The sequence below is a fragment of the Thioalkalivibrio sp. ALMg3 genome (assembly GCF_000381225.1).
Taxonomy (GTDB): domain Bacteria; phylum Pseudomonadota; class Gammaproteobacteria; order Ectothiorhodospirales; family Ectothiorhodospiraceae; genus Thioalkalivibrio; species Thioalkalivibrio versutus.
This window is the reverse complement of sequence record NZ_KB906222.1, coordinates 165,999-189,703: the sequence shown is the minus strand read 5'-3', so window position 1 is coordinate 189,703 and position 23,705 is coordinate 165,999. Positions and strand designations below refer to the sequence as shown.

Here is a 23,705-nt window from a genome sequence, read left to right as displayed (position 1 = left end):
AGGTCCCGGACCCACATGCAGTCGAGCTTGTTCTTGCTAACATCAATGCCAATATGAGCCATCTCGTCCTCTCGCCTTGTCCGTACAGCCTCACCCGTCCATCACGGAGGGGGGTCTTGGATACCGTTCAAACTTCGAGATGAGAAAGGACTCGGGGGCCAATCTACAGAACAGGTTCGTGACCTCAGGAGCCTGACGGGTTACCCCGAGCCCAATGCGGTTCATGGTAGCGATCCGTGAACCGCAAGACACAAGGAGCCTGTTCGCAGGCGAAGTCCCTGCCAAAGCCGGTTCCGGGATTTTGCTTCAGGCGCTCGTCGGCTCCGGGAATACATCGGCGGCCGCGAACACCGGGCCGTCCACGCAGACCCGTTTCATCGCTACCCCATTCGGAGTGCGCACCGGTACCGTGCAGCCGGCACAGCCGCCTACCGCGCAGGCCATGAACTCCTCCAGCGAAACCTGGCAGGGGAGATCGAACTCCGCGGCCAGTTCGGCACAGGCGGCGAGCATCGGATGGGGGCCGCAGGCGAAGATTTCCACTTGGGCGCGCTCCTCGGGTGCGAGTCCGGCGAGCCAGGCGCGCCCCAGGTCCGTGACGAAACCGTCATAGGCGCCCGGCAGCCCGGCCTTGGAGGTCAGGCGGCAGGCGACCCCCCAGTCTTCCAGCAGCGGCAGGGTCGCGATTGCCCCGTCCGGCAGGCCCGACCAGAGGATCTCCGACGGGCGGGCATGAAAGGGAAACGGCACCTCGGAGCCCAGCACCGCATGGGTCTTTCCCGCCTCGCCCTGAAGATGCAGGCGGTGGGCGAGGAAGATCATCGGGGGGATGCCGACCCCGCCCCCCAGCAGCAGGCGCCTCGGGCGTTCCGGATTCAGGCGAAACGGCTGGCCAATCGGGCCCAGCACGCTGAGGGTATCGCCCTTAGCCTGCTGCGACAGGGCGCGCGTGCCGTCACCGACCACCTTGTAGAGGAACTCCACCCAGCCGGCCTCGCGGTCCACGCGCTGGATCGACAGCGGGCGGCGCATCAGCAGGCGCGGGGCGCATTGCAGATGGGCAAACTGCCCGGGCTGTGCCGCGCGGGCGCATTTGGGCGCGGAGACCCGCAGGATCCATTGGTCCGCCCCTGCGTCGTGATGGTCCAGGATGCGGCCTTCCTCCTGGAAGATCGTGCCTCGGTGGTTCCGGTCGGCAGTTTGGGTCGTGCTCATGCGGTGTCCTCGGCGGGGCGGGTCCAGACCGGGCGCCCGGCGACCCAGGTCTCGCGGACCTGTCCGGCGAAGGTCCAGTTGAAGAAGGGCGTGTTGTGGCCTGCGCTCAGCCAGTCTTTGCGGCGGACCTCGTGCATTGCGGTCGGGTCCCACAGCACGAAGTCGGCGCGCGCGCCCGCGCTCAGGTGTCCCTGGGCAAAGCCGAGGATATCCGCCGGCCCGGTGGTGACCCGGGCCAGTGCGTCGTGCAGGCTCAGGAGTCCATCCTCGACCAGGCGCAGCGTCAGCGGCAGGAGGGTCTCCAGCGCCGAGATGCCGGGTTCGGTGCTGGCGAATGGGCCCAGCTTGCCATCCGGTTCATGTGGCTGGTGGTCGGAGCAGATCGCGCTGATGTCGCCGCGCGCGACGGCCGCGCGCAGGCCGTCGCGGTCGCGCTGGCCGCGTAGTGGCGGGATCACGTGGCAGTTCGGGTCGTATTCGGCGACGTCGACCTCGGTCAGGAACAGCTGGTGGGCGGCCACGTCTGCGCTCACCGGCAGACCGTCGGCACGCGCCTTGGCGATCATCTCCGCGCCGCGGCGGGTCGACAGCCGGGCCACGTGGACCCGCGCCCCGGTCTGCTCCACCAGCGCCAGGATGGCGCCCAGCGCCGCGGTCTCGGCGGCCTCGGGAATGCCGGCCAGCCCCAGGCGGGTGGAGACTGCGCCCTCGTGCATGCAACCGGAGCCGGTGAGGGCCGGGTCCTGCGCCGAGAGCACGATGGTCAGCCCGAAGGTGGTGGCGTATTCCAGTGCCCGGCGCAGTACCAGCAGGCTGGCCAGTGGTTTGCTCGCGTTGCTGACTCCGCGTGCGCCGGCTTGCATCAGGGCGGCCATCTCGGCCAGCTGCTGGCCCTCCAGCTGATGGGTCAGCGCGCCGAGTACGTACACGCGTACGCCGCAGGCCTGGCGGGCGCGGCGATTGATCAGCTCGATCTCGGCGGGCGAGTCGATCGGCGGCTCGGTATCCGGCGGGACGACCACGCTGGTAATGCCGCCGCGGGCCGCGGCCAGGGTCTCGCTGGCGACGGTGGCCTTGTGTTCCTGGCCCGGTTCGCGCAGGCGCGCGGCCAGGTCGATCAGGCCGGGGATCAGCCAGAGCCCGCTGCCGTCGATGCGCCGGCGCGGCTCGAAGCCGTCCGGGATCTGGCCGCGGGCGAGGATCTCGCTGCCCTGCACGCACAGCGCCCCGACCGTGTCGAAGCCGTCCACCGGATCGAGGATGCGGGCGTTCTCGATCAGCACGCTCATGCCTGGTGGGCCCCCATGACCATGGACATCACCGCCATGCGCACCGAGATCCCGTAGGTCACCTGTTCGAGGATCACCGAGTGCGGTCCGTCGGCCACGGCGGATTCGATCTCCACCCCGCGGTTGGCGGGGCCGGGGTGCATGACCAGGCAGGTCGGGTGCGCCAGTTGCAGCCGCCGCGAGGTCAGGCCGAACAGCTGGTAGTACTCGTGTTCGGAGGGCAGGTGGGCGTGTTCCATGCGCTCGCGCTGCAGGCGCAGCATGATGATCACATCGACGTCTTTCAGGCCGGCGTCGAGGTCGTTGTAGACGTGTACGCCCAGCTGGTCGACATCCGCCGGCAGCAGCGAGCAGGGCGCGACCACGCGGACCTCGCCGGTCTGCAGGATGTTCAGCGCGTGGATCTGCGAGCGCGCGACCCGCGAATGCAGGATATCGCCGACGATCGCGACCTTGAGCTTGGTGAAGTCGCCCTTGTGGCGACGGATGGTGAACATGTCCAGCAGCGCCTGGGTCGGGTGCGCGTGGCGGCCGTCGCCAGCGTTCAGCACGCTGATCCCCGGGGCTACGTGGCGAGCGATGAAATGGGCGGCCCCGCTCTCCTCGTGGCGCACGACGAACATGTCGACATTCATCGCCTCGATGTTGCGCAGGGTGTCCAGCAGGCTCTCACCCTTCACTGCCGAAGAGGTGTTGATGTTCACGTTCAATACATCGGCGGACAGGCGCTTGGCGGCCAGCTCGAAGGTGGTGCGGGTGCGGGTGCTGGCCTCGAAGAACAGGTTGACGATGGTCTTGCCGCGCAGCAGCGGGACCTTCTTCACCGCCTTCTCGTTCATGTTGGCGAACGATTCGGCGGTGTCCAGGATCTCGGTCAGGAGCTCCCGGTTCAGCCCTTCGATGGTCAGCATGTGGCGCAGCTGGCCGTCATCGGTCAGCTGCAGGCGGTTGGGCAGCGGGCCCGGTTCGGGCAGCCGCGCGCCGGGGTGGGCGATCTGGGTCTCGGTCATCCGTTGTGCATCCGGCGGGTCAGGCCTTGAGGTCCTCGGGATCGATCGTCACCCGTTCCAGGCGCAGTGGCTCGGGGCCGCGCAGCTTGATCTGTTCGGTCTTGCCGAGCTCCATGTGGGCGCCAACGATCGCCGCCGCGATCGGCAGCTCGCGCCCGTCGCGCTCGACCAGCACCGCGAGGGTCACCGAGGCCGGGCGGCCATAGTCGAACAGCTCGTTCAGCGCCGCGCGGATGGTGCGGCCGGAGTACAGGACGTCATCCACCAGCAGCACGTGTTCCCCGTCGAGATCTTCCGGCAGTTCCGACGGGCGCACCTGCGGGTGCATGCCGATACGCGAGAAGTCGTCGCGGTAGAAGCTGATGTCCAGCTTGCCCAGTGGGCGCTCCACCCCCAGGCGTTCGCGCAGGTGCTCCGCGATCCAGACCCCGCCGGAATGGATGCCGACCACGATGGGTGCGGCGATCCCGTGGGTCTTCAGGTAGTGGCGGGCCTGCTCGGCCATGTCGTCGAGCAGGGTCGGGACGTCCGGTGTCGTCATGATGCATTCTCCAGAAACCAGCCTTCGAGGATGACCGCGGCGGCGTGGGCGTCCAGCCCCGGGTCATGGCGTCCCGGCCGGCGTCGCTCGCGGGCCAGATGAGATGTCAGGTGCTCGTCGCACCAGTATACCGGTTGCCCGTAGCGCTCTTCGAGCGTGCGCGCAAAGGCGCGGATACGTCGGGCCAGCGGCGTGGGCTTGCCATCGGCCTGGGTTGGCCAGCCGACCACGAACCCCTCCGGGCCCCATTCCGCGACCAGGGCATCAATCGCGGGCCACAGGGCGGGCGCATCGTTGGTGAGCGTGCGCAGGCCGCGCGCGGAACCCGTGAGTTCCTCGCCCACCGCGACCCCGATCCGGCGCCGCCCGTAGTCGAACGCCAGCAGCCCCACCGTCAGGCGTGGCCGGAGGCCGAACTGATCAGGTTGACGTCGATGCCGATCAGTTCCGCGGCGGCGCGCCAGCGCTCGGCGCTGGCGCGATCAAACAGGATGTCCGCGTCGGCGCGAGCGGTGAGCCAAGCGTTATCGGCCAGCTCGCTTTCCAGTTGGCCGGGGCCCCAGCCAGCGTGCCCCAATGCGACCAGAACCCGGCGCGGGCCATGGCCCGCGTTGATCGCCTCGAGGATGTCGCGCGAGGTGGTCAGCACGATGGAGTCGGTGATGGGCTGGCTGCCGCGCCAGGTCTGCTCGGCGGAGTGCAGAACGAAACCGTGTTCCGGCTGCACCGGGCCGCCGCGATAGACCGGCATCTCCGGCAGATCCTCGCCGGGTTCCAGCTCCACATGTTCCAGCAGCTCGCGCAGGGAGAACTCGGTGGGCTGATTGATGACCAGGCCCAGCGCACCTTGTTCGTCGTGATCGCAGATATAGGTGACCGCATGGCTGAAATAGCCATCGTTCAGGCTCGGCATGGCGATCAGGAAATGATCGCGCAGGCAGTCGGGCTCGTGACGGGCGGGCGTCGGCTTCATGCCACCAGTATCGATGCTGACTCTGCAGGTCGCAAGGAAGGCCGGGCCGGTTTTCCCGATCCCGTGTGCGGCGCCGTTAATTCGTGTCTCCCTAGCGGATCTGTTCCATCTGGTCGCGGCGGAAGGCCCAGGTGCGGGTAATCACCAGTTCGTCGTATTCCTCGCGCATCGCCTCGGTGAACGGCGCGTACGGGGCCGCCAGCTCCACGATGCGGATGGCGGCCTGGTCCAGGACCGGCTCGCCCGAGCTGCGGGCGACCTCGATGTTGATCAGTTCGCCCTCCGGGTTCAGGCGGACCGACAGGACCAGGGTCCCGGAGAGACCGCGGCGCCGCGCCTCGTCCGGATAGTTCACGTTGCCCAGGCGTTCCACCTTGTTGATCCAGGCCTGCAGATAGGCGGCTTCGGGGGCGCTGCGCGCGGCCAGGCTGTCCAGATAGCGGGTGCGGCTGGCGCGGGTGGAGAATGTCTGGCGCTCTTCCGCCGGTGCCGCCCGCGCGCTCTCCAGGCCGCGATTCATCAGTGTCGCGGCGGAGGGTCGGTCCTCGGCATCGAGGGACTCCAGCGGCTCGGGGTCGGCGACCTCGGGGGGCGTGGCGCGCTCGTCCGGAGTGTCGGCGGCGATTTGTTCCGGTTCCGGCTCGGGCTCCGGGAGCGCCGGGTCCATGATCAGCGGGCCGGCCTCCGGCAAGGGTGCGTCGAGGCCCTCCGGCGCGGGCTCGCCGACGCCGGCATCCTCCGCATCCGGGGCCTGCGCCTCGCGGACCTCCTCGCCTTCACCGCTCGCGGCCTGGTCGCGGGTGGCGATGTGCTCGACCTCGTCGTCCAGTTCTGGCGGCGGGGCATCGGGGTCGGTGACCCAGGTGATGTCCAGGGGCTCGCGGGTGGGTGCCTCGATCGGATCGACCGCGAAGCCGATCCCCAGGATGATCAGCGCGTGCGCGACCACCGCGAGGAAGATCATGGTCCCCAGGTGGTCCTGTACGCGGGGCGCCTCCGGCGGGGGCGTGCCGGCTGGCCGTCCGGCGAGGGCGTTCGAAGCGGTATTCGCCGTCATGCCCCCTCCGGCCCACGGCGGACGCACACGGCCCCGGGGCCCGTGGGGCGGGCCGGGCTGGTGCTAATCATTGGGTGTGGGGTTGTGGGCATGGCGCTGGATTCGCGGGTCGGCGAGTACGTGGGCGGTCAGTATACCGGTCAGGCCGCCGGTGATCAGAGCGGCGAGCAACAGGGGCGGTAACACCAGCGGCAGGTTGGGGTGCGGGATGATGATTGCCCAGGCGAGCAGAAACTGCCCGGTGATGTGAGCCATCGCGGCAGCGATGGCCAGGCCCACCGGGCCGACATGCCGGGGGGCGAAGGGGCGCAGGGCGGCCAGCAGGACGAGGCTCGCCAGGGCGCCGGCCAGCGACAACCAGAACGCCGGGCTCAGCAGGGTCCCCAGCAGCAGGCTGCTGCCGACCACCCGGATCAGGGTGACCGCGACGGCCGCGCGCCAGCCGAGGACCAGCAGGGTGATCAGGGTGACGATGTTGGCCAACCCCGGCTTGATGCCCGGGACCGGGCTGGGGATGGCGGCCTCGAGGATCTGGATCCCGATGGCAATGGCGGCCAGCGCAGCGATCGCGCGGTCGCGGGTGTCGGTCCCGGCATGCGGATCGCCGGTCATCGTGGCCACATCAGTAATGCATGCTGTCGAAGCCCGGTTCCGTGCCGAGGACTTGCAGGGTCAGTCGATTGGGCAGGCTGACGGCGACCTCGCCGTGGGCCTGCAGCCAGCCGCTGGCCTCGCAGATGTTCTGGCGCCCGGGGGAGTCGGCGCAGCGGGCCCGGCCCGGTTCGATCTCGATGTGGGTGATCCCGGCCGGACCGTGGATCTCGACGACCCGGGCTCGGTCCAGCGGCTCGTGCTGTGGGGTGGCCCCGGCCTGGCTGATGACCAGTACCCGGGCCTCTCCCGAAGGGCTGTAGGCGAAAACGAAGGCCGCGACTACGACCCCCGCAGCCAGAGCCCCGATCAGGGTATCGCCCCAGCGCAGCAGCCTGTGGTTCACGGCAGTTCGCGTACCACGAACGGTTCCCGGTCGGGGCCGGGTCGCACGCGCTCGGCGAGCGCAGGCGTGGCCTCGATGCGGTCGCCCAGAACCACCAGGGCCTGTTCAATGCCCATCTTGCGGGCGTACTCCGGCCAGGCGTCGGGCCCGGCGATCATTAGCGTGGTGGCGGCGGCATCGGCCAGCGCCGGGTCGTGGTGGAGCACTGTGGCGCTGTCGATTCCCTGGCTCGGGCGGCCGTTGCGCGGGTCGATGACGTGGTGGATGCGCGCGCCTTCCCACTCGTAGCCGCGCTCGTAGTCGCCGGAGGTGAACAGGGCCTCGCCGGCGTCCAGTTCGATGCTGCCAAGCACGCCGCCATGCGGATGACGGATGCCCACCCGCCAGGGCCGTTCGCCCGGTCGTCCCAAGGTCATCAGGTCGCCGCCGGCGTTGAAGATCGCGGCCTCGACACCGCGTTCCGCCAGCAGCTCCAGTACGCGCTCCACCGCCAGGCCCTTGGCCAGCCCGCCGAAGTCGAGCTGCAGGTCCGGATGCGTCCCGCGCAGGCGTACGCCGTTGCGTTCGATGTCCTGCATGCGGGGCGGGTCGTCCAGCAGCTCGGCCAGGGTGGCCTCGTCCGGGGGTGGGCCGTCGGGTTCGTCCTGATGGAAGCCCCAGGCGGCGACCAGCTTGCCCAGTGCGGGGTTGAACAGGCCGTCGCTCAACGCCTCCATCTCGCGGCCGTGCTCGATTAGCGGCAGCACCGACGGCGGGGCGCTGAACTCGCCCTGCAGGGCGAGTAGCTCGTTGGTGCGCCCGAGTGACCCGGGTTCCCATGCATGCCAGGAGGTATGCAGGATTTCCAGTTCCTCCTGAACCGCGGTTCCGATCGCCTCCACGTCATATTCGCCGGCCGGGTAAAGGCTGAGATCCACCAGCGTGCCGAAGGCGTAGAAGCCAAGCTGTTCGGTATCCGGTTCCTCGCGGCCGCAGGCGGCCAGGAGCGCGGCCGCGAGCAGCAGGGGCAGGGTTCGAATCAATACGGAGCGCATGCCGCTCATCCTTCGATCGGGCGAGTGAGGTAGTCGATGTACTGGCCGGCCAGGTCGTCTCCGCCTGCCGCGTCCAGTTCGCGGACACCGGTGGGACTGGTGACGTTGATCTCGGTCAGGGAATCCCCGATCACGTCGATGCCGACGAAGTCCAGCCCGCGGGCCTTCAGCTCCGGGGCGATTTCGCGGCAGATCCAGCGATCGCGTTCGGTCAGGGGCACGGCCTCGCCCCGGCCGCCGGCGGCCAGGTTGGCGCGGCTTTCGCCCGCGGCCGGGATGCGGGCCAGGGCGTGGTCGTAGGGCTCGCCACCGATCAGGATGATGCGCTTGTCCCCAGCGGTGAACTCCGGCAGGAAGCGCTGCGCGACCACGCTGCGCTGGTCGAACTCGGTGATGGTCTCGAGGATCACCGAGGTGTTCGGGTCGCCCTCGCGGACACGGAATATCGAGGCCCCGCCCATGCCGTCCAGTGGCTTGACCACGATGTCTCCCTGCGCCTCGAGGAAGGCGCGGATCCGGCCCCGGTCACGGGTAATCAAGGTGGGCGGGCAGCACTGGGGGAAGTGGACGGTAAAGGCCTTCTCGTTGACGTCGCGCAGGGCCTGCGGGCGGTTCGATACCCGTACGCCGTCGCGCTCGGCGAGCTCGAGGGCGTAGGTCGCGTAGATGTACTCCAGATCGAACGGCGGGTCCTTGCGCATCAATAACAGGTCGAAGCGCGCCGCCGGACCCGTCACGGGCTCGCCCAGGGTGAAGAAGTCCTCGCGCCGGTCGTGCACCTCGATCGGGCGGCTCCGGGCCGCCGCCCGGCCCGCCTCGATCCACAGGTCGGCCGGCTCCAGGTAGTGGAGGCGATGGCCGCGGGCCTGTGCCGCCAGCATCATGGCGAAAGTGGTGTCCTTCCATGGTTTGATACCCGCGATCGGGTCCATCAGGATGGCGATGTTCTGGGCCACGTTGCCTCGCACGAACGGGATGTTCCGGGGGAGTATGCCATGCCCGCCGGGGCCGTCGGTGACCCCGCAAGCTGGATCAGCGCCGCGCGCGTTGCGGCCCCCGGTATGCAATATCATTGTGTGCTGTTTGTCACAGAGCCCCGGTTCCGCTAGATTCGGGGCGAAATGACCTCAGGGGGAAAAGGTGTCTAACGCGCTTGCCGAAGCGGACTCGGCCACCGAGTTTCAGGGGCTCAAGGTCATGGTGATCGATGACAGCAAGACCATTCGGCGTACCGCCGAATCCTTGCTGCAGAAGCACGGGGCCGAAGTCATCACCGCCGTGGACGGCTTCGAGGCGCTGTCCAAGGTCGCGCAGTCGCGCCCGGACATTATCTTCATCGACGTCATGATGCCGCGCCTGGATGGCTACCAGACCTGCGCACTGATCAAGAACAACAGGGAATTCCGTGCCACGCCGATCATCATGCTGTCGAGCAAGGACAGCGTGTTCGACAAGGCGAAGGGGCGCGTTGTGGGGTCGGAGGACTACCTCACCAAGCCGTTTACCCGGGATGACCTCCTGGGCGCCATGCGCCGATACGCCAGTCCTGCGGCGTGATGCACAGCGTCGCCACTGCACACTAACCAAGGAAAGACGAACCCCATGGCCCGCATTCTGATCGTTGACGATTCGCCGACCGAAATCCATGTGCTGCGCACCATGCTCGAGAAAAACGGGCACTCGGTGACCACCGCCGAGAGCGGCGAGGATGGGGTCGCCGCCGCCAAGTCGCAGGTGCCGGATCTGGTCCTGATGGATGTGGTGATGCCGGGCCTGAATGGCTTCCAGGCCACGCGCCAGCTTTCCCAGGCGGATGAAACCGCGCATGTCCCGGTGGTTGTGGTCAGCACCAAGGATCAGGCCACCGACCGGGTCTGGGCGATGCGTCAGGGGGCTCGCGACTACATCACCAAGCCAGTGGTCGAGAAGGACCTGCTGGCCACCATCGGGAAATATCTGTCGGCATGAAGACCGACCTGTCCTCGCCGTTTGCGCTGATTGCGAGCCTTGATCGTGAAGGGCGCCGCGTCAATCGCGAATTGCGGCGGGACATCGGCACCGGCTGGCGCGGCGTCCTGTTGCGGGTTGGCGATTTCCGCTTCCTGGTCGATATGGACTCGATCGCGGAGGTCGCCGACCCGATGGCGCTGACCCGCGTGCCGCTGGCGGATTCCGCCGTGCTCGGTGTGGGCAATCTGCGGGGGCTGGTGCTGCCGGTCTTCGACATGGGCAGGCTGCTGCTGGACCGGCCATTGCCGGACGACGCGACCGGGCAGCGCATCGTGGTGGCGCCTCAGGGCCAGGGCATGGCCGGGCTTCTGGTCAGCCAGGTCGAGGGGATGCGCCGCTGCATCCCCTCCCAGCGGCGCCTGGAGGTCTCGGTACCCGAGGCCGTCCGCCCGTTCATTACCGGCGGGTTCGATCTGGGGCACCGGTTGCACCCGGTGCTGGATCTGGACCTGCTACTCAATGACAACAATCGCTTTACCGGCACGGGTTTGGCCGGTGCATCCAATAGCGAACAGTCCGCAGCTACCGTCTGATGACGGGGTTTGCGGTGCTGCGACAGGGAGTATGAACTGATGGGATCGAGTCGTCGCGCACGTAACTTCGTCCTCGGGGGCTTGCTGGTGCTGGCCCTGATCGCGACAGGCGGGGCCTTTACCTACCACGAGTACGAACAGAGTCAGTACCGTGACCGGATCGCGCTGGCCAATGACTTGCGTCTGTTATCGCAGCGTCTCGCCACCAGCTCGCTGGAGGCGGCAGCCGGCTCCGAGCAGGGATTCCGCGATCTGCAGTCCCTGCGCGATGACTTCGAGGCCCGCCTGGACCGAATCCGCCAGGGGGGTGACGGTCTGCAGCCACTTCCGGAACCCTTGCAAGAGGATATCGCCGCGGTGGATCGCGAATGGTCGGCGTACCGGGACAACATCAACACCGTCATCCTCGGGCGTTCGGATATCCAGTTGATCACGGAATTTTCCGATGCGGTGGCCGCGTTTTCGCCGGAGCTCTCGCGCCTGTCCGACGATGTGGTGCGGCGCATGACCCGGATCGGCGAGCCGCCGGAGCAGGTCTATGTGGCGGCGCGCCAGACCATGCTGATTCAGCGTATCGCCAACAGCCTGGGTCGCGTGCTCCAGGGGGGCGCCGAGGCGGCCCCCGCGATCGAGCGCTTCGAGCGTGATGCAACGTTGTACGGCCGCGTGCTGGACGGCCTGATCGAGGGGTTCGCCCCGCTGGGGGTCGAACCGGTCGATGACCCGCAAGCGCGTGCCTTGCTGATGGAGATCGCCACGCTGTTCGTCGCCTTTAGCGAGGCGGTGGAAGGCGTTCTGGATACCTCCACCCAGGTGTTCGAGGTCAATGCGGCGGCCTCCAATGTCGAGGCCAGCAGTGGTGCGATGCTGGAGACCACCGGGGACTTCGAAAACGCCATCACCGTTGAGGCCGAACGCGCGGGCGTGATCGCGTTCATCGGGTTCGGCTTCGGTGGCCTCGCGCTGCTGCTGCTGATCGCGATGGGTCTGTTCCTCTACCGCGATACCAAGCGCGAGCTGGCGGAGACCGAGGCGCAGAACGAACGCAACCAACAGGCAATCCTGCGCCTGCTCGATGAAATGATGAACCTTGCGGATGGCGACCTCACGGTCAACGCGACGGTGACCGAGGACTTCACGGGGGCCATCGCGGACTCGATGAACTACGCGATCGAGAACCTGCGCACCCTGGTCGCGACCATCAACACGGTGGCGGCCGATATCAGCGAATCCTCGGCTTCCACGCGGTCCCAGGTGCTGGGGCTGGCCGAGAAGTCGGAAGAGCAGGCCCGCGAGATCCAGCGCGCGGACGACGCGATCGAGGAGGTGTCGGGCTCGGTCGACAAGGTCGCCCAGGATGCCGAACAGTCGGCCTCCGTGGCACGTAACTCGGTGGAGATTGCATCCCGCGGGGCGGGCACCGTGCGCCGTTCCATCGAGGGCATGGACAATATCCGCGAACAAATCCAGGAGACGGCGAAACGGATCAAGCGCCTGGGTGAATCGTCGCAGGAGATTGGCGACATCATCGGCCTGATCAACGACATCGCGGAACAAACCAACGTGCTCGCGCTGAATGCCGCGATCCAGGCCTCCGCCGCGGGCGAGGCCGGGCGAGGCTTCGCGGTGGTGGCCGACGAGGTCCAGCGCCTTGCGGAGCGCTCCTCCAGCGCGACCCGTCAGGTGGAGGGGCTGGTCAAGGCTATCCAGGCGGATACCAGCGAGGCCGTGAGTTCCATGGAGCAGAGTACCGCCAACGTGGTCCAGGGGGCCGAGCTGGCCCAGGCCGCGGGTGAGGCCCTGTCCGAGATCGAGCAGGTCTCCAGCGATCTGGCGGATCTGATCGACGGGATCTCCTCGTCGGCGCGCAAGCAGTCCGAGATGGCGCAGGATGTGACCTCCATCATGGCCCAGATCCGCGAGATCACCTCCGAGACCACGCAGGGGACCCAGTCCACCGCGGCGGCGATTGGCGACCTGGCCCAGCTCTCGGCCCAGCTGCAGTCCTCGGTATCGGACTTCAAGCTGCCGGAGCCGGGCGGGACCACCGAGCGTGTCGATGCTGTGATCGAGGAGGAGCGGACTTCCGACTCCGATCCGACCTCTTCCGACGAACAACGAGCCTGACGGCGGACGCGGCCGATGGCATCCAGCGCACTGAACTGGGTCCGCGACGAGCTCGACAAGCTGTTTGTCGAGGTCCAGGACGCGTTGCGACGGTACTCCGACGATCCGGACTGTCGCGATTGTCTGGCCGAGGCGCGCAGTCGTGTCGAACAGATCCGCAACACCCTGGTCATGGTCCAGGTCGACAGCGTGGTCCTGATCTGCGACGAGATGTTGCAGGTCCTGGGGCAGATCGAACGCGCTGACGAGCCGAATGTGGCCGCCACCGAGCCGCTGCTGCGGGCCGCCCTGCAGCTGCCCGACTACCTCGAGAACGAGGGCGATGGCGAATTGCCGTCGCCCATGATCCTTGTCCCTCTGCTGAATGAGTTGCGCACCAGTCGCGGCGCTTCGTTGCTGCTGGATGTCGCGGCATTGATGCCGGACCCGCAGACAGTGGACGACGAGCGTGTAGGCTCGGGTGGCGATGTGCTCGATCCGGCATCTCGCGTCCCGCTGCTGCAACAGGCGCGTCGGCGCTTTCAGCGCGATCTGCTGGAATTGGTGCGCGGCGAAGATGCGACCGAACCAGCCGCCCGAATGCAGGCGACTGCCCGCGTGGTGGAGGAGGCCGTTCCGGCGGGCGAGGCCCGGCGCTTGTTCTGGGTCGCCGGTGCGATGCTCGAGGCGGTCGCCGAGGGCGGTGTTGAAGCCGATACCGACGTGCGCCGACTGGTCGGCCGGGTCGATCGCGAACTCGGACGCTATCTGAACGCCTTGTCGGCCCATGTGGAGGCCGGTAATGCCGGATCGGAACCGGAATACGAGGCATCGCCCGACCTGATCAAGACCCTTCTGTTCCACGTTGCCTGTGCGACCTCCGAGGGCGAACAGACCCTCGCCGTGCGCGAGGTATTCGGGCTCGACCAGTTGAGCCTCGTGGAAGGTGGTACCGGGGTGGGCCGTTCGGTCTACGACAACCTGCGCCAGGCCCTGGAAGACGACCTTGCCGAGGTCCGCGAGCGGCTGGATGTCTTGATGCGGTCACAGGTGCGGGGTGTCGACGACCTCGAGAGCCTGCGCGGGCAGGTCGAGCGTATTGGCTCGACACTCAGTCTTCTCGGGCTGGATGCCGGACAGGACCACACCGACGCCCTGATGGCATCGCTCACTCCCGAGCGCGCGGGCGCGGCGGATGAACAGGTCGACATGGTGCTGGCGGAGCACCTGCTGGCGCTGGAGTCCCTGCTGGAATCGGGTCTGCGCCGCAAGAGCGCCAGCCCCTCGCCCCAGGCCGAATTCGATCGCGCGCTGGCGGCGGCCGTCTACAAGGAGGCCCTGGTGGATGTGCGCCGGGTCCGCGACATCTTCCTCGGATTCCTTGATGCCGGTGCGGACGCCTCTGGCGATGGACTCGACGAGGCCCGCGAGGGGCTGCGCCGGATCGAGGGCGCGATGTCGATGTCCGGCTTCGAGGCCCTGCACGCCCTGCTGGGCCCGCTGATCCGTCATCTCGATTCCCGTGCCGGCATGGCAGCGGCCGAACTCGACGAAGGCGAGATCGACGCCCTTGCCGAGGTCCTCAGCAGTATCGAGGTCGCCCTGGAGTCTTCCGGACAGCCCTGGCGTGAACTGGACAGTGTCCACGAGCGGGGGATTTCGGCCCTGCAGCGCATTGGTGCGATCTCCGGCGGCGACGTCGCCGCCGTTCATCTGGCTGCGGTCCCGGATGCGCCGGCGGCAGACACCGGGGCTGAATTGGACCCCGCCGGCCTCGCCGAACCGCCGGTTTTCGATCTCACACCCAACGACGAACCTGGCGAAGAGCCATTGGACACGCTCGCCGCCGATGCCGATGCCGATGCCGATGCCACGCCTGTCGTGCAACCGGCGAGCCCGCTGCCCGCGGCCGGTCGCGATTCATTGCCTTTCGACGACACCGTGCTGGCGGAGCAGGTCCGCGGTCCGGAGGTCGACCTGGAAATCCTGGAGATCTTCCTCGAGGAGGCGGACGAGGAGGTAGCCAGCCTGGGTGAACATTTCCCGCGCTGGCAGGCCAACCCGGCCGATCTCGACAGCCTCTCGGTCATTCGTCGTTCCTTCCACACACTGAAAGGGTCGGGCCGGTTGGCCGGCGCCTTGCGCCTGGGCGAGTTCGCCTGGGCCGTGGAGTCGTTCCTCAACCGCCAGCTGGATTCCGGCCAGGAGGCGGACCACGCCACGTTGCAGGTGATTGAGGATGGCATCGGGGTCCTGCCCGGACTGGTGGCGGAGGTGCGTGACGATACCGGGCCGGTTACGCCGGTTCTGGACATTGCCCTGCGCCTGCGGGCTCTGGCCGGCGGCGAGCCGGAACCCGAGGCCGAGGCGGAGGATGACGAGCCGGCTGTGCGCGCTGCGCCGCCGGGTGCGGACGCGGAGTTCGAGGCCCTGGCGCGTACCCTCGACGAACTGGACGCACCGGATTCGCTCGCAGGCGCCGAGACGGCGGCCCCCGACCAAGACGCGGCGGCCGACGAGCTCCTGCAGGAGCCGGGCGCCTTTGTGCCCGATCTGCCGCCGGATGCCCTTGCAGCGGCGACCGACAAAACGGAATCCGCCGAGTCCGAGCACGGCGGAACCCTGGATTCGCCGTGGGAGACGGAAGAGCCGTCGGCGGCTGAGCGGTCTGCTGAACCGCTGGATCTCGACGCCCTGGAGCTTCCCGCCGATGCCTTCGAGGTGACCGAAGAGGCGCTGACCGAGGGCGACACGATGGCCCCGGATGTTGCGGCCGAGGTCGGGGAGGATTCCGGCGCCGTCGAGGAGGGTGCCCTCGAGGGTCCTGTAGACGGAGGAGAGGCCGAGGCTGAAGAGCCGGAACTTCCGTCCGAGCCCATGGCCGCTCGCATGGACACGGATCCCCAGCTGTGGCAGGTGTTTGCCGCTGAGGCGCAGGTCCATCTGCTCGCGCTGCGTGGTTGGCTGGACGAGTCCCAGTGGCGCCCGGACCGGGTCCCGAATCATGACCTCGAGCGGGCGCTGCATACCCTGAACGGCAGCGCCCGGACGGCCGATATTCGTGGCATTTATTCGGTGTGCGGACCGTTCGAACGGCTGATCCGGATCCATCGCGACATGGAATGGGCGCTGCTGCCGCAGGCCATCGAGTTGCTGCGGCAGCTGGAGACGTACGTGGCCGATGCAGTCGGCGACGAGGCACCGGACCCGCTCAAGGTCCTGGACCCGCCGCCCTGGGCCCCCGAGGTCTATGCCCTGCTGGATAATGCGACCGCGGAACAGCTGCTGCGAACAGAAGATGATGCCAGCGAGGAAGAGTCGCCCGACTTCGACGACCTCGATGTCGCCGAGTCGACCGCAGAGCCGGAACCGGAACCGGAGATCGACTGGGAGTTTGCCGAGGTCTTCATCGAGGAGGCGCGCGATATCCTCGAGTCTGCGTTCACGGCCCTGAATGGCTGGCGCGAGACTGGGGGGCGCCCGGGGCCCGATCAGAATGCCTTCCAGCGCGAAGTGCACACCCTGAAGGGCAGCGCCCGCATGGCCGGTTTCACCGTGGTCGGAGCCATTGCGCACGCCCTGGAAAGTGCGTTGAGTGTGGAGACCGAGACCGGTCTGGAGCCGCGCGACGGCTTCTTCCAGCTTACCGAGCGGGCCTTGAGCGACGTACAGCGCCTGGTCGAGCGCGGGGTCGGGGCCTGGCAGATGGACGAATCGGCCAGCGAATCGCTGCCCGCGCTGCGCGCCTGGGCCGGGGGTGAAGCGGACGCCGAATCGACCGAAGCGGAGCCCGAGACGGATACGTTTGAGAGCGACGACTCCGAAGCCGAAGCCACCTCCGGGAAGGATCTGGTGGTCGAGGAGGCCCGAGCGGAGACGGACCGGCGCAGCCACGAGACGCCGGAGACCGAGGGCCGGCGGATCCAGGACCAGGTGCGCATGGATGCCGAGGTCCTCGACAGCCTGGTGAACAATGCCGGCGAGCTGGCGACCTTCCATCGCCGCTTCGAACAGACGGTTGGGCGGGTCGAGAGCCAGGTCGACGAACTGGAGCGCACCATCGCCCGTCTGCGCGACCAGCTGCGCAAGCTCGAGATCGAAACCGAGACCCAGATCCTGTTCCGGGTGGAGGAGGAGAGTGGGGAGGACGCCCTCGACTTCGATCCGCTGGAAATGGACCGCTATTCCGGCATCCAGCAGCTGTCCCGCGCGCTCGCCGAGAGTGTCAGTGACCTCGAGGCCCTGAAGCAGGAAGTCGGTGACGAGTTGCAGAATGCCGGGGGCATCCTTCTGCAGCAGCGGCGCGTGGGAACCGATCTGCAGGACCAGTTGATGCGTCAGCGCATGGTGCGTTTCGCGCGTATGGCGCCGCGGCTACGACGGGTGGTACGCCAGGCGGGCGAGGACCTGGGCAAACAGGTCCGCGTCGAGTTCACCGGCCAGGGGGCCGAGCTGGACCGTGCCCTGCTGGAACGCCTGGTGTCGCCGTTGGAGCACCTGCTGCGCAATGCCATTGCGCACGGTATCGAAGGCGCTGCCGAGCGGGAACAGGCGCACAAGCCGGCGCAGGGCCAGATCGATGTCAGTCTGGAGCAGTCCGGCAGCGAGATCCGGTTGCAGGTCACGGATGACGGTCGGGGCATCGATGCCGAGGCGATCCGGGCGCGCGCGGCGGAGCGCGGGCTCATCGCGGCGGATGCCGAGGTCACGGATGCCCAGGCCCTGCAGCTCATCCTGCAGTCCGGTTTCTCCACCGCCGCCGAAGTCTCGCAGGTGGCGGGGCGCGGCGTTGGCCTGGACGTGGTGAACAGCGACGTGAAACAGCTGGGCGGCACGCTGGAGATCCAGTCGACGCCGGGCAAGGGCTCGCGTTTCATCATGCGCCTGCCGTTCACCCTGGCGATCTCGCAGGCCTTGCTGGTGCAGGTGGGCGAAGAAACCTTTGCCGTCCCGATGGCCTCGGTGGAGGGCGTGGTTCGCGCGCGAGCCGAGGAGATCGATCGCCGGGACGACGAGGCAATCTACAACTACATCGGTCAGGACTACGCAGTGCGCGGGCTCGGTGAGTTGATGGGTGTGGAGAGTCAGGCGGGCGTCGAACACTTGCCGGATCATCCGTTCCCGTTGTTGCTCGTGCGCGCCGATGATCAGCGTATCGCGTTGCGCATTGACGGCCTGCTGGGTAGTCAGGAGGTTGTGGTGAAGTCGGTGGGCCCGGTCCTCAGTCGTATCCCGGGTGTGGCCGGTGCCACCCTCCAGGGCGATGGTTCGGTCATGCTGATTCTTGATCTGAGCATGTTGGTGCGGTTTGCCTCCGCGACGGCGTCGCTGGCGGAGGCGCCGCAGGCTGTTGTCGAGACGGCGAGCGCGAAACGGATCATGGTGGTGGATGACTCGATTACCATTCGCAAGGTCACCGCGCGCCTGCTGACGCGCCACGGCTACGACGTGGTCACGGCCCGTGACGGTCTCGATGCGGTGGGCCTGCTGGACGAGCGGCGCCCGCAGCTGATCCTGCTGGACGTGGAGATGCCGCGCATGGACGGCTTCGAGTTCGCCGCCCACGTGCGCGATCATCCGGACTTCGGGGGGGTGCCCATCATCATGATCACCTCGCGCAGCGGGACCAAGCACCGCGAGCGCGCCAACCGTCTCGGGGTCAACGGTTATCTCGGGAAACCGTATCTGGAGAATGACCTGCTGAACGCGATCCGCGAGCAACTCGAAGGGATACCGGCATGAGCGAGGAAGCACAGGGTCAGGCCGTCGAGGCGGTGATCGTTCAGCTGGATAGCGGCTCCATCCTGCTCCCGCGCAGCGCCTTTCTCGAGGTGACCACCCGCGCCGGGGCCGTCCAGCAGGAATCCGAGCATCCGGATGTCCCGTGGCTGCAGCCCAGCCTGGTCTGGCAGGACGTGCAGGTGCCGGTGATCAACGTGAACCAGTTGCTGGATCCGGGCCGCGACAGCGGCGAGGATCGCCGGCGGTTCACCCGCCTTCTGGTGATGCAGGCGGTGATGCAGCCGGATCACCTGCCGTTTTATGCCCTGGAGGTGCGCGGTACGCCACATCCGGTGCAGATCACCGCGCAGAATATCTACGCGCTGGAGGACGTCGACGCCACTCCGTGGTCCTGGCGGGTGAAGGCCTCGGGCGTGACGACTCACTTGCTTCGGCTGGATACCCTCGAGCAACGTCTGCTCGAGCTTGCGGAGACGCAGCCAGCCTGATCAGTGCGGCGGCGACTCGAGACGACACCACCGGGGGGGTTCCCGCCTGTTGTGACTAGCCTCGAAGGTCTCCGAGACGCGCCTGTACCAGGGTGATCAGGGCCATCGCGGCCGTCTCGGTGCGCAGGGTCCGCGGGCCCATGCCGACGCCCAGAAATCCACCTGCCCGGGCCTGGTCGCGCTCCGCAGGCGTTAGCCCCCCTTCCGGTCCGATATACAGCGCCACTGCGCCGGGCGGGTGCCCGCGGGCGACCAGGCGGTCGTCCAGCCCGGGCGCGCCTTCCTCGGCGAGCAGCCCGAGGCTGTCCGGGCATTCCGCGAGTGCGGCCGCGGGCAGGGCCGGTTGATGTAGCGCGGGCAGTTCATTGCGGCCGCATTGCTCCACAGCGGCCTGCAGGATGCCCTGCCAGTGCCGCTGGCGCTTCTCCAGTCCCTTGTGGGCGGCAGCCGAACGCGAGCGCTCGCACAGCACCGGGCGGATGGACTGAACGCCGAGCTCCACGGCCTTCTGAATGGCCAGGTCCATATGGTCGCCGCGGGCCATGCCCTGCAGCAGGTGGATCGGAAACGCGGGATGGGTTGGGGCGGCGGCACGTTCGCCCAGATGGAAGGTGCCGTGGCGTCGGTCGGTGAGTTCGAGGGTCGCGTCGAATTCGTTGCCGAGGCCGTCGAAGACGCGGCAGGGGGCGCCGCTTTTCAGACGCAGGACGGTGGTGGCGTAATGCAGCCGGTCCTGTGGGGCGGGGAGCGACTGCCCCGCGGCCAGTGCCTCGGATTCGAGCAGCAGCCGGGGGCAGCGCATGCCGTCTACTTCCGGTTGTCGAGGTCCAGGGCCTTCCAGATCTGTTCGGTCGGTCCGGCCTGGTTCATCGAATAGAAGTGGATTCCAGGCGCGCCGTTATCGAGCAGGTCGTCGGTCAGACGCGTGGCGACCTCGATCCCGAATTTGCGGATCGATTCCTTGTCGTCGCCATAAGCCTCCATCCGCTTGCGGATGTAGCGCGGGATCTCGGCGCCGCACATCTCGGAGAAGCGCACGATCTGGGTGTAGTTGGTGATCGGCATGATCCCGGCAATGATCGGGATTGTGATGCCCATCTTCTCTACCCGTTCCATGAAGGCCACGTAGGCGTCGGGATTGTAGAAGTACTGGGTGATCGCGGCGTCGGCGCCAGCATCCACCTTGGTCTTGAAGTTCTCCAGGTCCTTCTCGGCATTCGGTGCCTGCGGATGGAACTCCGGATAGGCCGCGACCTCGATCTTGAACTGGTCGCCGAACTCGGCGCGGACGAACTCCACCAGCTCGGAGGCATAACGGAAATCACCGCCGGAATGCTTGGTGCCGGACGGCAGGTCGCCGCGCAGCGCCACAATGCGCTTGACCCCGGAATCGCGGTAGGTCGACAGCAGGTCCCGCAGCTCGTCCTTGGTCGACGAAATGCAGGAGACATGCGGGGCGGCGGGGATGCCATCGTTGTCGATGATGTCCCGGACCGTCTCCAGGGTGCGGTCGCGGGTGGATCCCCCGGCGCCGAAGGTGACGGAATAGAACTCGGGATTCAGTGCGCCCAGACGCTTGCGGGCCTTGGCCAGGCGTTCGGCTCCGGCCTCGTCCTTGGGCGGGAAAAATTCAACGCTGTAGACGCGTTCTTGTGCAGACATGTTTGTCCTCCAGACAAAAAGAAGGCGGACCGCACGAACATGCGGCCCGCCTCGGCGTTCACATTACCAACGAATTGAAATGTGAGGCTGGCCGATCAGTAGCGGTAGTGTTCCGGCTTGAACGGGCCATCCGCCGACATACCCAGGTACTTCGCCTGATCGTCGGTAAGACGGGTCAGGTTGGCGCCCAGCTTGAACAGGTGCAGCTGTGCGACCTTCTCGTCCAGGTGCTTCGGCAGCACGAAGACGTTCTTGTCGTACTGGTCACCCTTGGTCCACAGCTCGATCTGAGCCAGGGTCTGGTTGGTGAAGGAGTTGGACATCACGAAGCTCGGATGGCCGGTACCGCAGCCCAGGTTCACCAGGCGGCCTTCGGCCAGCATGATGATCCGGTTGCCATTCGGCAGGATGATGTGGTCAACCTGCGGCTTGATGTTCTCCCACTCGTACTTGCGCATCGCGGCCACGGCGATCTCGGAGTCGAAGTGACCGATGTTGCAGACGATGGCCTGGTTCTTCATGCGGGTCATGTGATCTTCGGTGATCACGTCCTTGTTACCGGTCGCGGTGACAAAGATCTCGGCCTTGTCGGCCGCATCTTCCATCGTGACGACGCGGAAACCTTCCATCGCGGCCTGCAGGGCGCAGATCGGGTCGATTTCGGTGATCCACACGGTGGCACCGAGGCCGGCCAGCGACTGGGCGGCACCCTTGCCGACGTCACCGTAGCCGCAGACCACGGCGATCTTGCCGGCGATCATGACGTCGGTGGCGCGCTTGATGGAGTCCACGGTGGACTCGCGGCAGCCGTACAGGTTGTCGAACTTGGACTTGGTGACCGAGTCATTGACGTTGATCGCCGGGAAGGCCAGTTCGCCGTCTTTCGCCATCTGGTACAGGCGATGCACACCGGTGGTGGTCTCTTCGGTCACGCCCTTGATCTTGGCGAGCTGTTCGGAGTACCAGGTCGGCTGCTTGGCCAGGCGATCCTTGATCGAGGCAAACAGGGCGACTTCTTCTTCGTTCTCCGGGTTGGAGATGACCGACTGGTCCTTCTCGGCCTTGGCGCCGATGTGCAGGAGCAGCGTGGCGTCACCGCCATCGTCCAGGATCATGTTGGCGCCGCCGTCGAATTCGAAGATCCGGTGGCAGTAGTCCCAGTACTCTTCCAGGGTCTCGCCCTTCACGGCGAAGACCGGGGTGCCGGCGTCGGCAATCGCGGCCGCGGCGTGGTCCTGGGTGGAGTAGATGTTGCAGGAGGCCCAGCGCACGTCGGCACCCAGGGCTTCCAGGGTCTGGATCAGCACCGCGGTCTGGATGGTCATGTGCAGGGAGCCGGCAATCTTGGCGCCCTTCAGCGGCTTGGAGGCCGCGTACTCTTCGCGAGTCTGGACCAGACCGGGCATTTCGGTCTCGGCAATCGCAATTTCCTTGCGGCCGAATTCGGCAAGGTTAATGTCCTTGACGACGTAATCGGTGGTCTTTTTGTCGTTCATCACAGCATTCATGGATCAACTTCTCCGTTTATCTGGATGAGCGCCGTGTTCATGTTTCAGGGTGCATCCGGCTGAGCCTGACGGTAAAACCGCTGCAGCGCTCCTCAGCCGGATGGGTATTTCTTTCAAGAAATGTCGGGGCTCTTAGAGGCCCGCCATCTTCTTAAGTTCCTCGGCCTTGTCGGTACGCTCCCAGGGGAGGTCGACATCTTCGCGGCCGAAGTGACCGTAGGCGGCCGTCGCCTTGTAGATCGGACGCAGCAGATCCATCATCTGGATCAGGCCCCACGGGCGCAGATCAAACACTTCGCGCACAAAGCCTTCGATCTTGCGATCGTCCAGCTTGCCGGTGCCGAAGGTGTCGATCGTGATCGAGGTCGGCTCGGCCACGCCGATGGCGTAGGAGACCTGGATCTCGCACTTCTCGGCCAGGCCGGCGGCAACGATGTTCTTGGCCACATAGCGACCGGCGTAGGCTGCGGAACGGTCCACCTTGGACGGGTCCTTGCCGGAGAACGCGCCACCACCGTGACGGGCCATGCCGCCGTAGGTGTCGACGATGATCTTGCGGCCGGTCAGGCCAGCGTCGCCCACCGGGCCGCCAATCTCGAACTTGCCGGTCGGGTTGATGTGGAGCTTGTCGTCGGCGACCTGGCTCAGCCATTCAGCCGGCAGGACCTTCTTGAAGATCTCTTCGTAGATCGCTTCCTTCAGATCCTTCTGCGAGATGTCCGGGCTGTGCTGGGTCGACAGGACCACGGCGTCCAGGCCGGCCGGCTTGCCATCTTCATAGCGCAGGGAGACCTGGCTCTTGGCGTCCGGACGCAGCCACGGCAGCTTGCCGCTTTTCATCAGTTCGGACTGGATGCGCACCATCTTGTGGGCGTAGAAGATCGGGGCGGGCATCAGGGTGTCGGTCTCGCGGGCGGCGTAGCCGAACATCAGGCCCTGGTCGCCAGCGCCCTGGGTGGCGCGGTCGGAGACGTCGCGGTCCACACCCATGGCGATGTCCTGGGACTGCTCGCCCAGCACGTTCAGCACGGCGCAGGTCTTGCCGTCGAAGCCGACGTCGGAATCGTTGTAGCCGATCTCGACGACGGTGTCGCGCACCAGGCGCTCGTAGTCGATCTGCGCGCCAGTGGTGATCTCGCCCAGCAGCATGACCATGCCGGTCTTGGTGGCGGTCTCGCAGGCGATGCGTGCATGCGGGTCCTGCTCGATGATGGCGTCGACGATGGTGTCGGACACCAGGTCGGCCATTTTGTCGGGGTGACCGGCAGAGACAGATTCCGAAGTAAAGATATAGTCGTTGGACATTAAGCGTTCCTTTTGGGGTCGTTTCGATTTAGTTTTGCGCAAAACGACCTCTAGTGTAACGCGACTCGCAGGATTTTTCTAAGCCCCTCCCCCGCGACAGTCAGGGCATCGGTGTCCCGGCCGGCGGCGAGGGCGCAGCGTGGCGCGGTTTGGGGCCGACTTGCCCCGGTGCCCGAAAGTGGCCAAAATGCACCGCCTTTGATGGGGAGTGCTGCCCGCCGCGCGTTCGCGTGGC

The 23,705-nt window shown here is 66.9% G+C and carries 21 protein-coding genes and 1 riboswitch; of the genes, 6 read left to right on the top strand and 15 right to left on the bottom strand.

The genetic code is table 11. The features are described from left to right. Nucleotides 1-306: 306 nt before the first annotated feature. The 11 genes from F622_RS0106425 to gshB all read right to left on the bottom strand — a co-directional run bounded on the left by F622_RS0106425 (nucleotide 307) and on the right by gshB (nucleotide 9,084). Nucleotides 307-1,215 (bottom strand): dihydroorotate dehydrogenase electron transfer subunit, encoded by a 909-nt coding sequence (locus tag F622_RS0106425; RefSeq protein WP_019571540.1) that lies wholly within the window; start codon nucleotides 1,213-1,215, stop codon nucleotides 307-309. Continuing rightward, complete coding sequence (locus tag F622_RS0106420; protein WP_018950995.1) at nucleotides 1,212-2,504, bottom strand: dihydroorotase; 1,293 nt, start codon at nucleotides 2,502-2,504, stop codon at nucleotides 1,212-1,214. The genes F622_RS0106425 and F622_RS0106420 overlap by 4 nt, the downstream gene beginning before the upstream one ends. Next, the gene (locus tag F622_RS0106415; protein ID WP_018145119.1) at nucleotides 2,501-3,514 is read right to left on the bottom strand and encodes an aspartate carbamoyltransferase catalytic subunit; all 1,014 of its coding nucleotides are present in this window, start codon (nucleotides 3,512-3,514) and stop codon (nucleotides 2,501-2,503) included. Before F622_RS0106415 ends, F622_RS0106420 begins: the two co-directional genes overlap by 4 nt. 19 nt (nucleotides 3,515-3,533) lie before the next feature. Further along, nucleotides 3,534-4,055: a bifunctional pyr operon transcriptional regulator/uracil phosphoribosyltransferase PyrR gene (gene pyrR / locus F622_RS0106410; protein WP_018145120.1), complete on the bottom strand. Its 522-nt coding sequence runs from the start codon at nucleotides 4,053-4,055 to the stop codon at nucleotides 3,534-3,536. Next, nucleotides 4,052-4,447: a Holliday junction resolvase RuvX gene (gene ruvX, locus F622_RS0106405; RefSeq protein ID WP_019563071.1), complete on the bottom strand. Its 396-nt coding sequence runs from the start codon at nucleotides 4,445-4,447 to the stop codon at nucleotides 4,052-4,054. The genes pyrR and ruvX overlap by 4 nt, the downstream gene beginning before the upstream one ends. A 2-nt stretch (nucleotides 4,448-4,449) precedes the next feature. Next, nucleotides 4,450-5,028: a YqgE/AlgH family protein gene (locus F622_RS0106400; RefSeq protein ID WP_019571539.1), complete on the bottom strand. Its 579-nt coding sequence runs from the start codon at nucleotides 5,026-5,028 to the stop codon at nucleotides 4,450-4,452. A gap of 91 nt (nucleotides 5,029-5,119) precedes the next feature. Then, complete coding sequence (locus tag F622_RS0106395) at nucleotides 5,120-5,992, bottom strand: energy transducer TonB (RefSeq protein ID WP_026304741.1); 873 nt, start codon at nucleotides 5,990-5,992, stop codon at nucleotides 5,120-5,122. A 156-nt stretch (nucleotides 5,993-6,148) separates the two neighbouring features. After that, entirely contained in the window at nucleotides 6,149-6,697 is a 549-nt protein-coding gene (locus F622_RS0106390; protein WP_018175666.1) for a Gx transporter family protein, read from the bottom strand. Between the two features lie 10 nt (nucleotides 6,698-6,707). Further along, complete coding sequence (locus F622_RS0106385) at nucleotides 6,708-7,082, bottom strand: NusG domain II-containing protein (protein ID WP_018175665.1); 375 nt, start codon at nucleotides 7,080-7,082, stop codon at nucleotides 6,708-6,710. Further along, nucleotides 7,079-8,116, bottom strand: a complete 1,038-nt coding sequence (locus F622_RS0106380) for an FAD:protein FMN transferase (protein WP_018168939.1) — start codon at nucleotides 8,114-8,116, stop codon at nucleotides 7,079-7,081. The genes F622_RS0106385 and F622_RS0106380 overlap by 4 nt, the downstream gene beginning before the upstream one ends. A 5-nt stretch (nucleotides 8,117-8,121) precedes the next feature. After that, entirely contained in the window at nucleotides 8,122-9,084 is a 963-nt protein-coding gene (gshB, locus tag F622_RS0106375) for a glutathione synthase (protein ID WP_018168940.1), read from the bottom strand. 172 nt (nucleotides 9,085-9,256) lie between these two features. On the opposite strand from gshB, the gene pilG reads away from it, so the two are divergent. From pilG to F622_RS0106345, 6 genes are read left to right on the top strand one after another with little or no spacing between them, the layout of a single operon-like run. Continuing rightward, a complete protein-coding gene (gene pilG, locus F622_RS0106370; protein WP_018175663.1) occupies nucleotides 9,257-9,673 on the top strand; it encodes a twitching motility response regulator PilG in 417 nt (138 codons plus the stop codon). 45 nt (nucleotides 9,674-9,718) lie between these two features. After that, on the top strand, nucleotides 9,719-10,084 hold the full coding sequence (locus tag F622_RS0106365) for a PleD family two-component system response regulator (RefSeq protein ID WP_018145129.1): 366 nt from the start codon (nucleotides 9,719-9,721) through the stop codon (nucleotides 10,082-10,084). Further along, nucleotides 10,081-10,659, top strand: coding sequence for a chemotaxis protein CheW (locus F622_RS0106360; RefSeq protein ID WP_018145130.1), 579 nt, complete (start codon nucleotides 10,081-10,083; stop codon nucleotides 10,657-10,659). Before F622_RS0106365 ends, F622_RS0106360 begins: the two co-directional genes overlap by 4 nt. A gap of 39 nt (nucleotides 10,660-10,698) precedes the next feature. Then, nucleotides 10,699-12,786, top strand: a complete 2,088-nt coding sequence (locus F622_RS0106355) for a methyl-accepting chemotaxis protein (protein WP_018175662.1) — start codon at nucleotides 10,699-10,701, stop codon at nucleotides 12,784-12,786. 15 nt (nucleotides 12,787-12,801) lie between these two features. Next, nucleotides 12,802-18,507, top strand: coding sequence for an Hpt domain-containing protein (locus tag F622_RS0106350; protein WP_019571538.1), 5,706 nt, complete (start codon nucleotides 12,802-12,804; stop codon nucleotides 18,505-18,507). Then, a complete protein-coding gene (locus F622_RS0106345) occupies nucleotides 18,504-18,995 on the top strand; it encodes a hypothetical protein (protein ID WP_018168944.1) in 492 nt (163 codons plus the stop codon). Before F622_RS0106350 ends, F622_RS0106345 begins: the two co-directional genes overlap by 4 nt. A 55-nt stretch (nucleotides 18,996-19,050) precedes the next feature. On the opposite strand, the gene F622_RS0106340 is transcribed toward F622_RS0106345, so the two are convergent. The 4 genes from F622_RS0106340 to metK form a co-directional block, all read right to left on the bottom strand. Continuing rightward, the gene (locus F622_RS0106340) at nucleotides 19,051-19,797 is read right to left on the bottom strand and encodes a 16S rRNA (uracil(1498)-N(3))-methyltransferase (protein WP_019571537.1); all 747 of its coding nucleotides are present in this window, start codon (nucleotides 19,795-19,797) and stop codon (nucleotides 19,051-19,053) included. A gap of 5 nt (nucleotides 19,798-19,802) precedes the next feature. Continuing rightward, nucleotides 19,803-20,657 carry a methylenetetrahydrofolate reductase [NAD(P)H] gene (metF, locus tag F622_RS0106335; protein ID WP_018145135.1) on the bottom strand — a complete coding sequence of 285 codons (855 nt, stop codon included), beginning with the start codon at nucleotides 20,655-20,657 and terminating at the stop codon, nucleotides 19,803-19,805. Between the two features lie 95 nt (nucleotides 20,658-20,752). Next, the gene (gene ahcY, locus F622_RS0106330; protein WP_018937383.1) at nucleotides 20,753-22,165 is read right to left on the bottom strand and encodes an adenosylhomocysteinase; all 1,413 of its coding nucleotides are present in this window, start codon (nucleotides 22,163-22,165) and stop codon (nucleotides 20,753-20,755) included. 19 nt (nucleotides 22,166-22,184) lie between these two features. Then, a riboswitch (S-adenosyl-L-homocysteine riboswitch) is annotated at nucleotides 22,185-22,265 on the bottom strand. A 32-nt stretch (nucleotides 22,266-22,297) separates the two neighbouring features. Next, nucleotides 22,298-23,470 carry a methionine adenosyltransferase gene (metK, locus tag F622_RS0106325; protein WP_019571536.1) on the bottom strand — a complete coding sequence of 391 codons (1,173 nt, stop codon included), beginning with the start codon at nucleotides 23,468-23,470 and terminating at the stop codon, nucleotides 22,298-22,300. Between the last annotated feature and the right edge of the window lie 235 nt (nucleotides 23,471-23,705).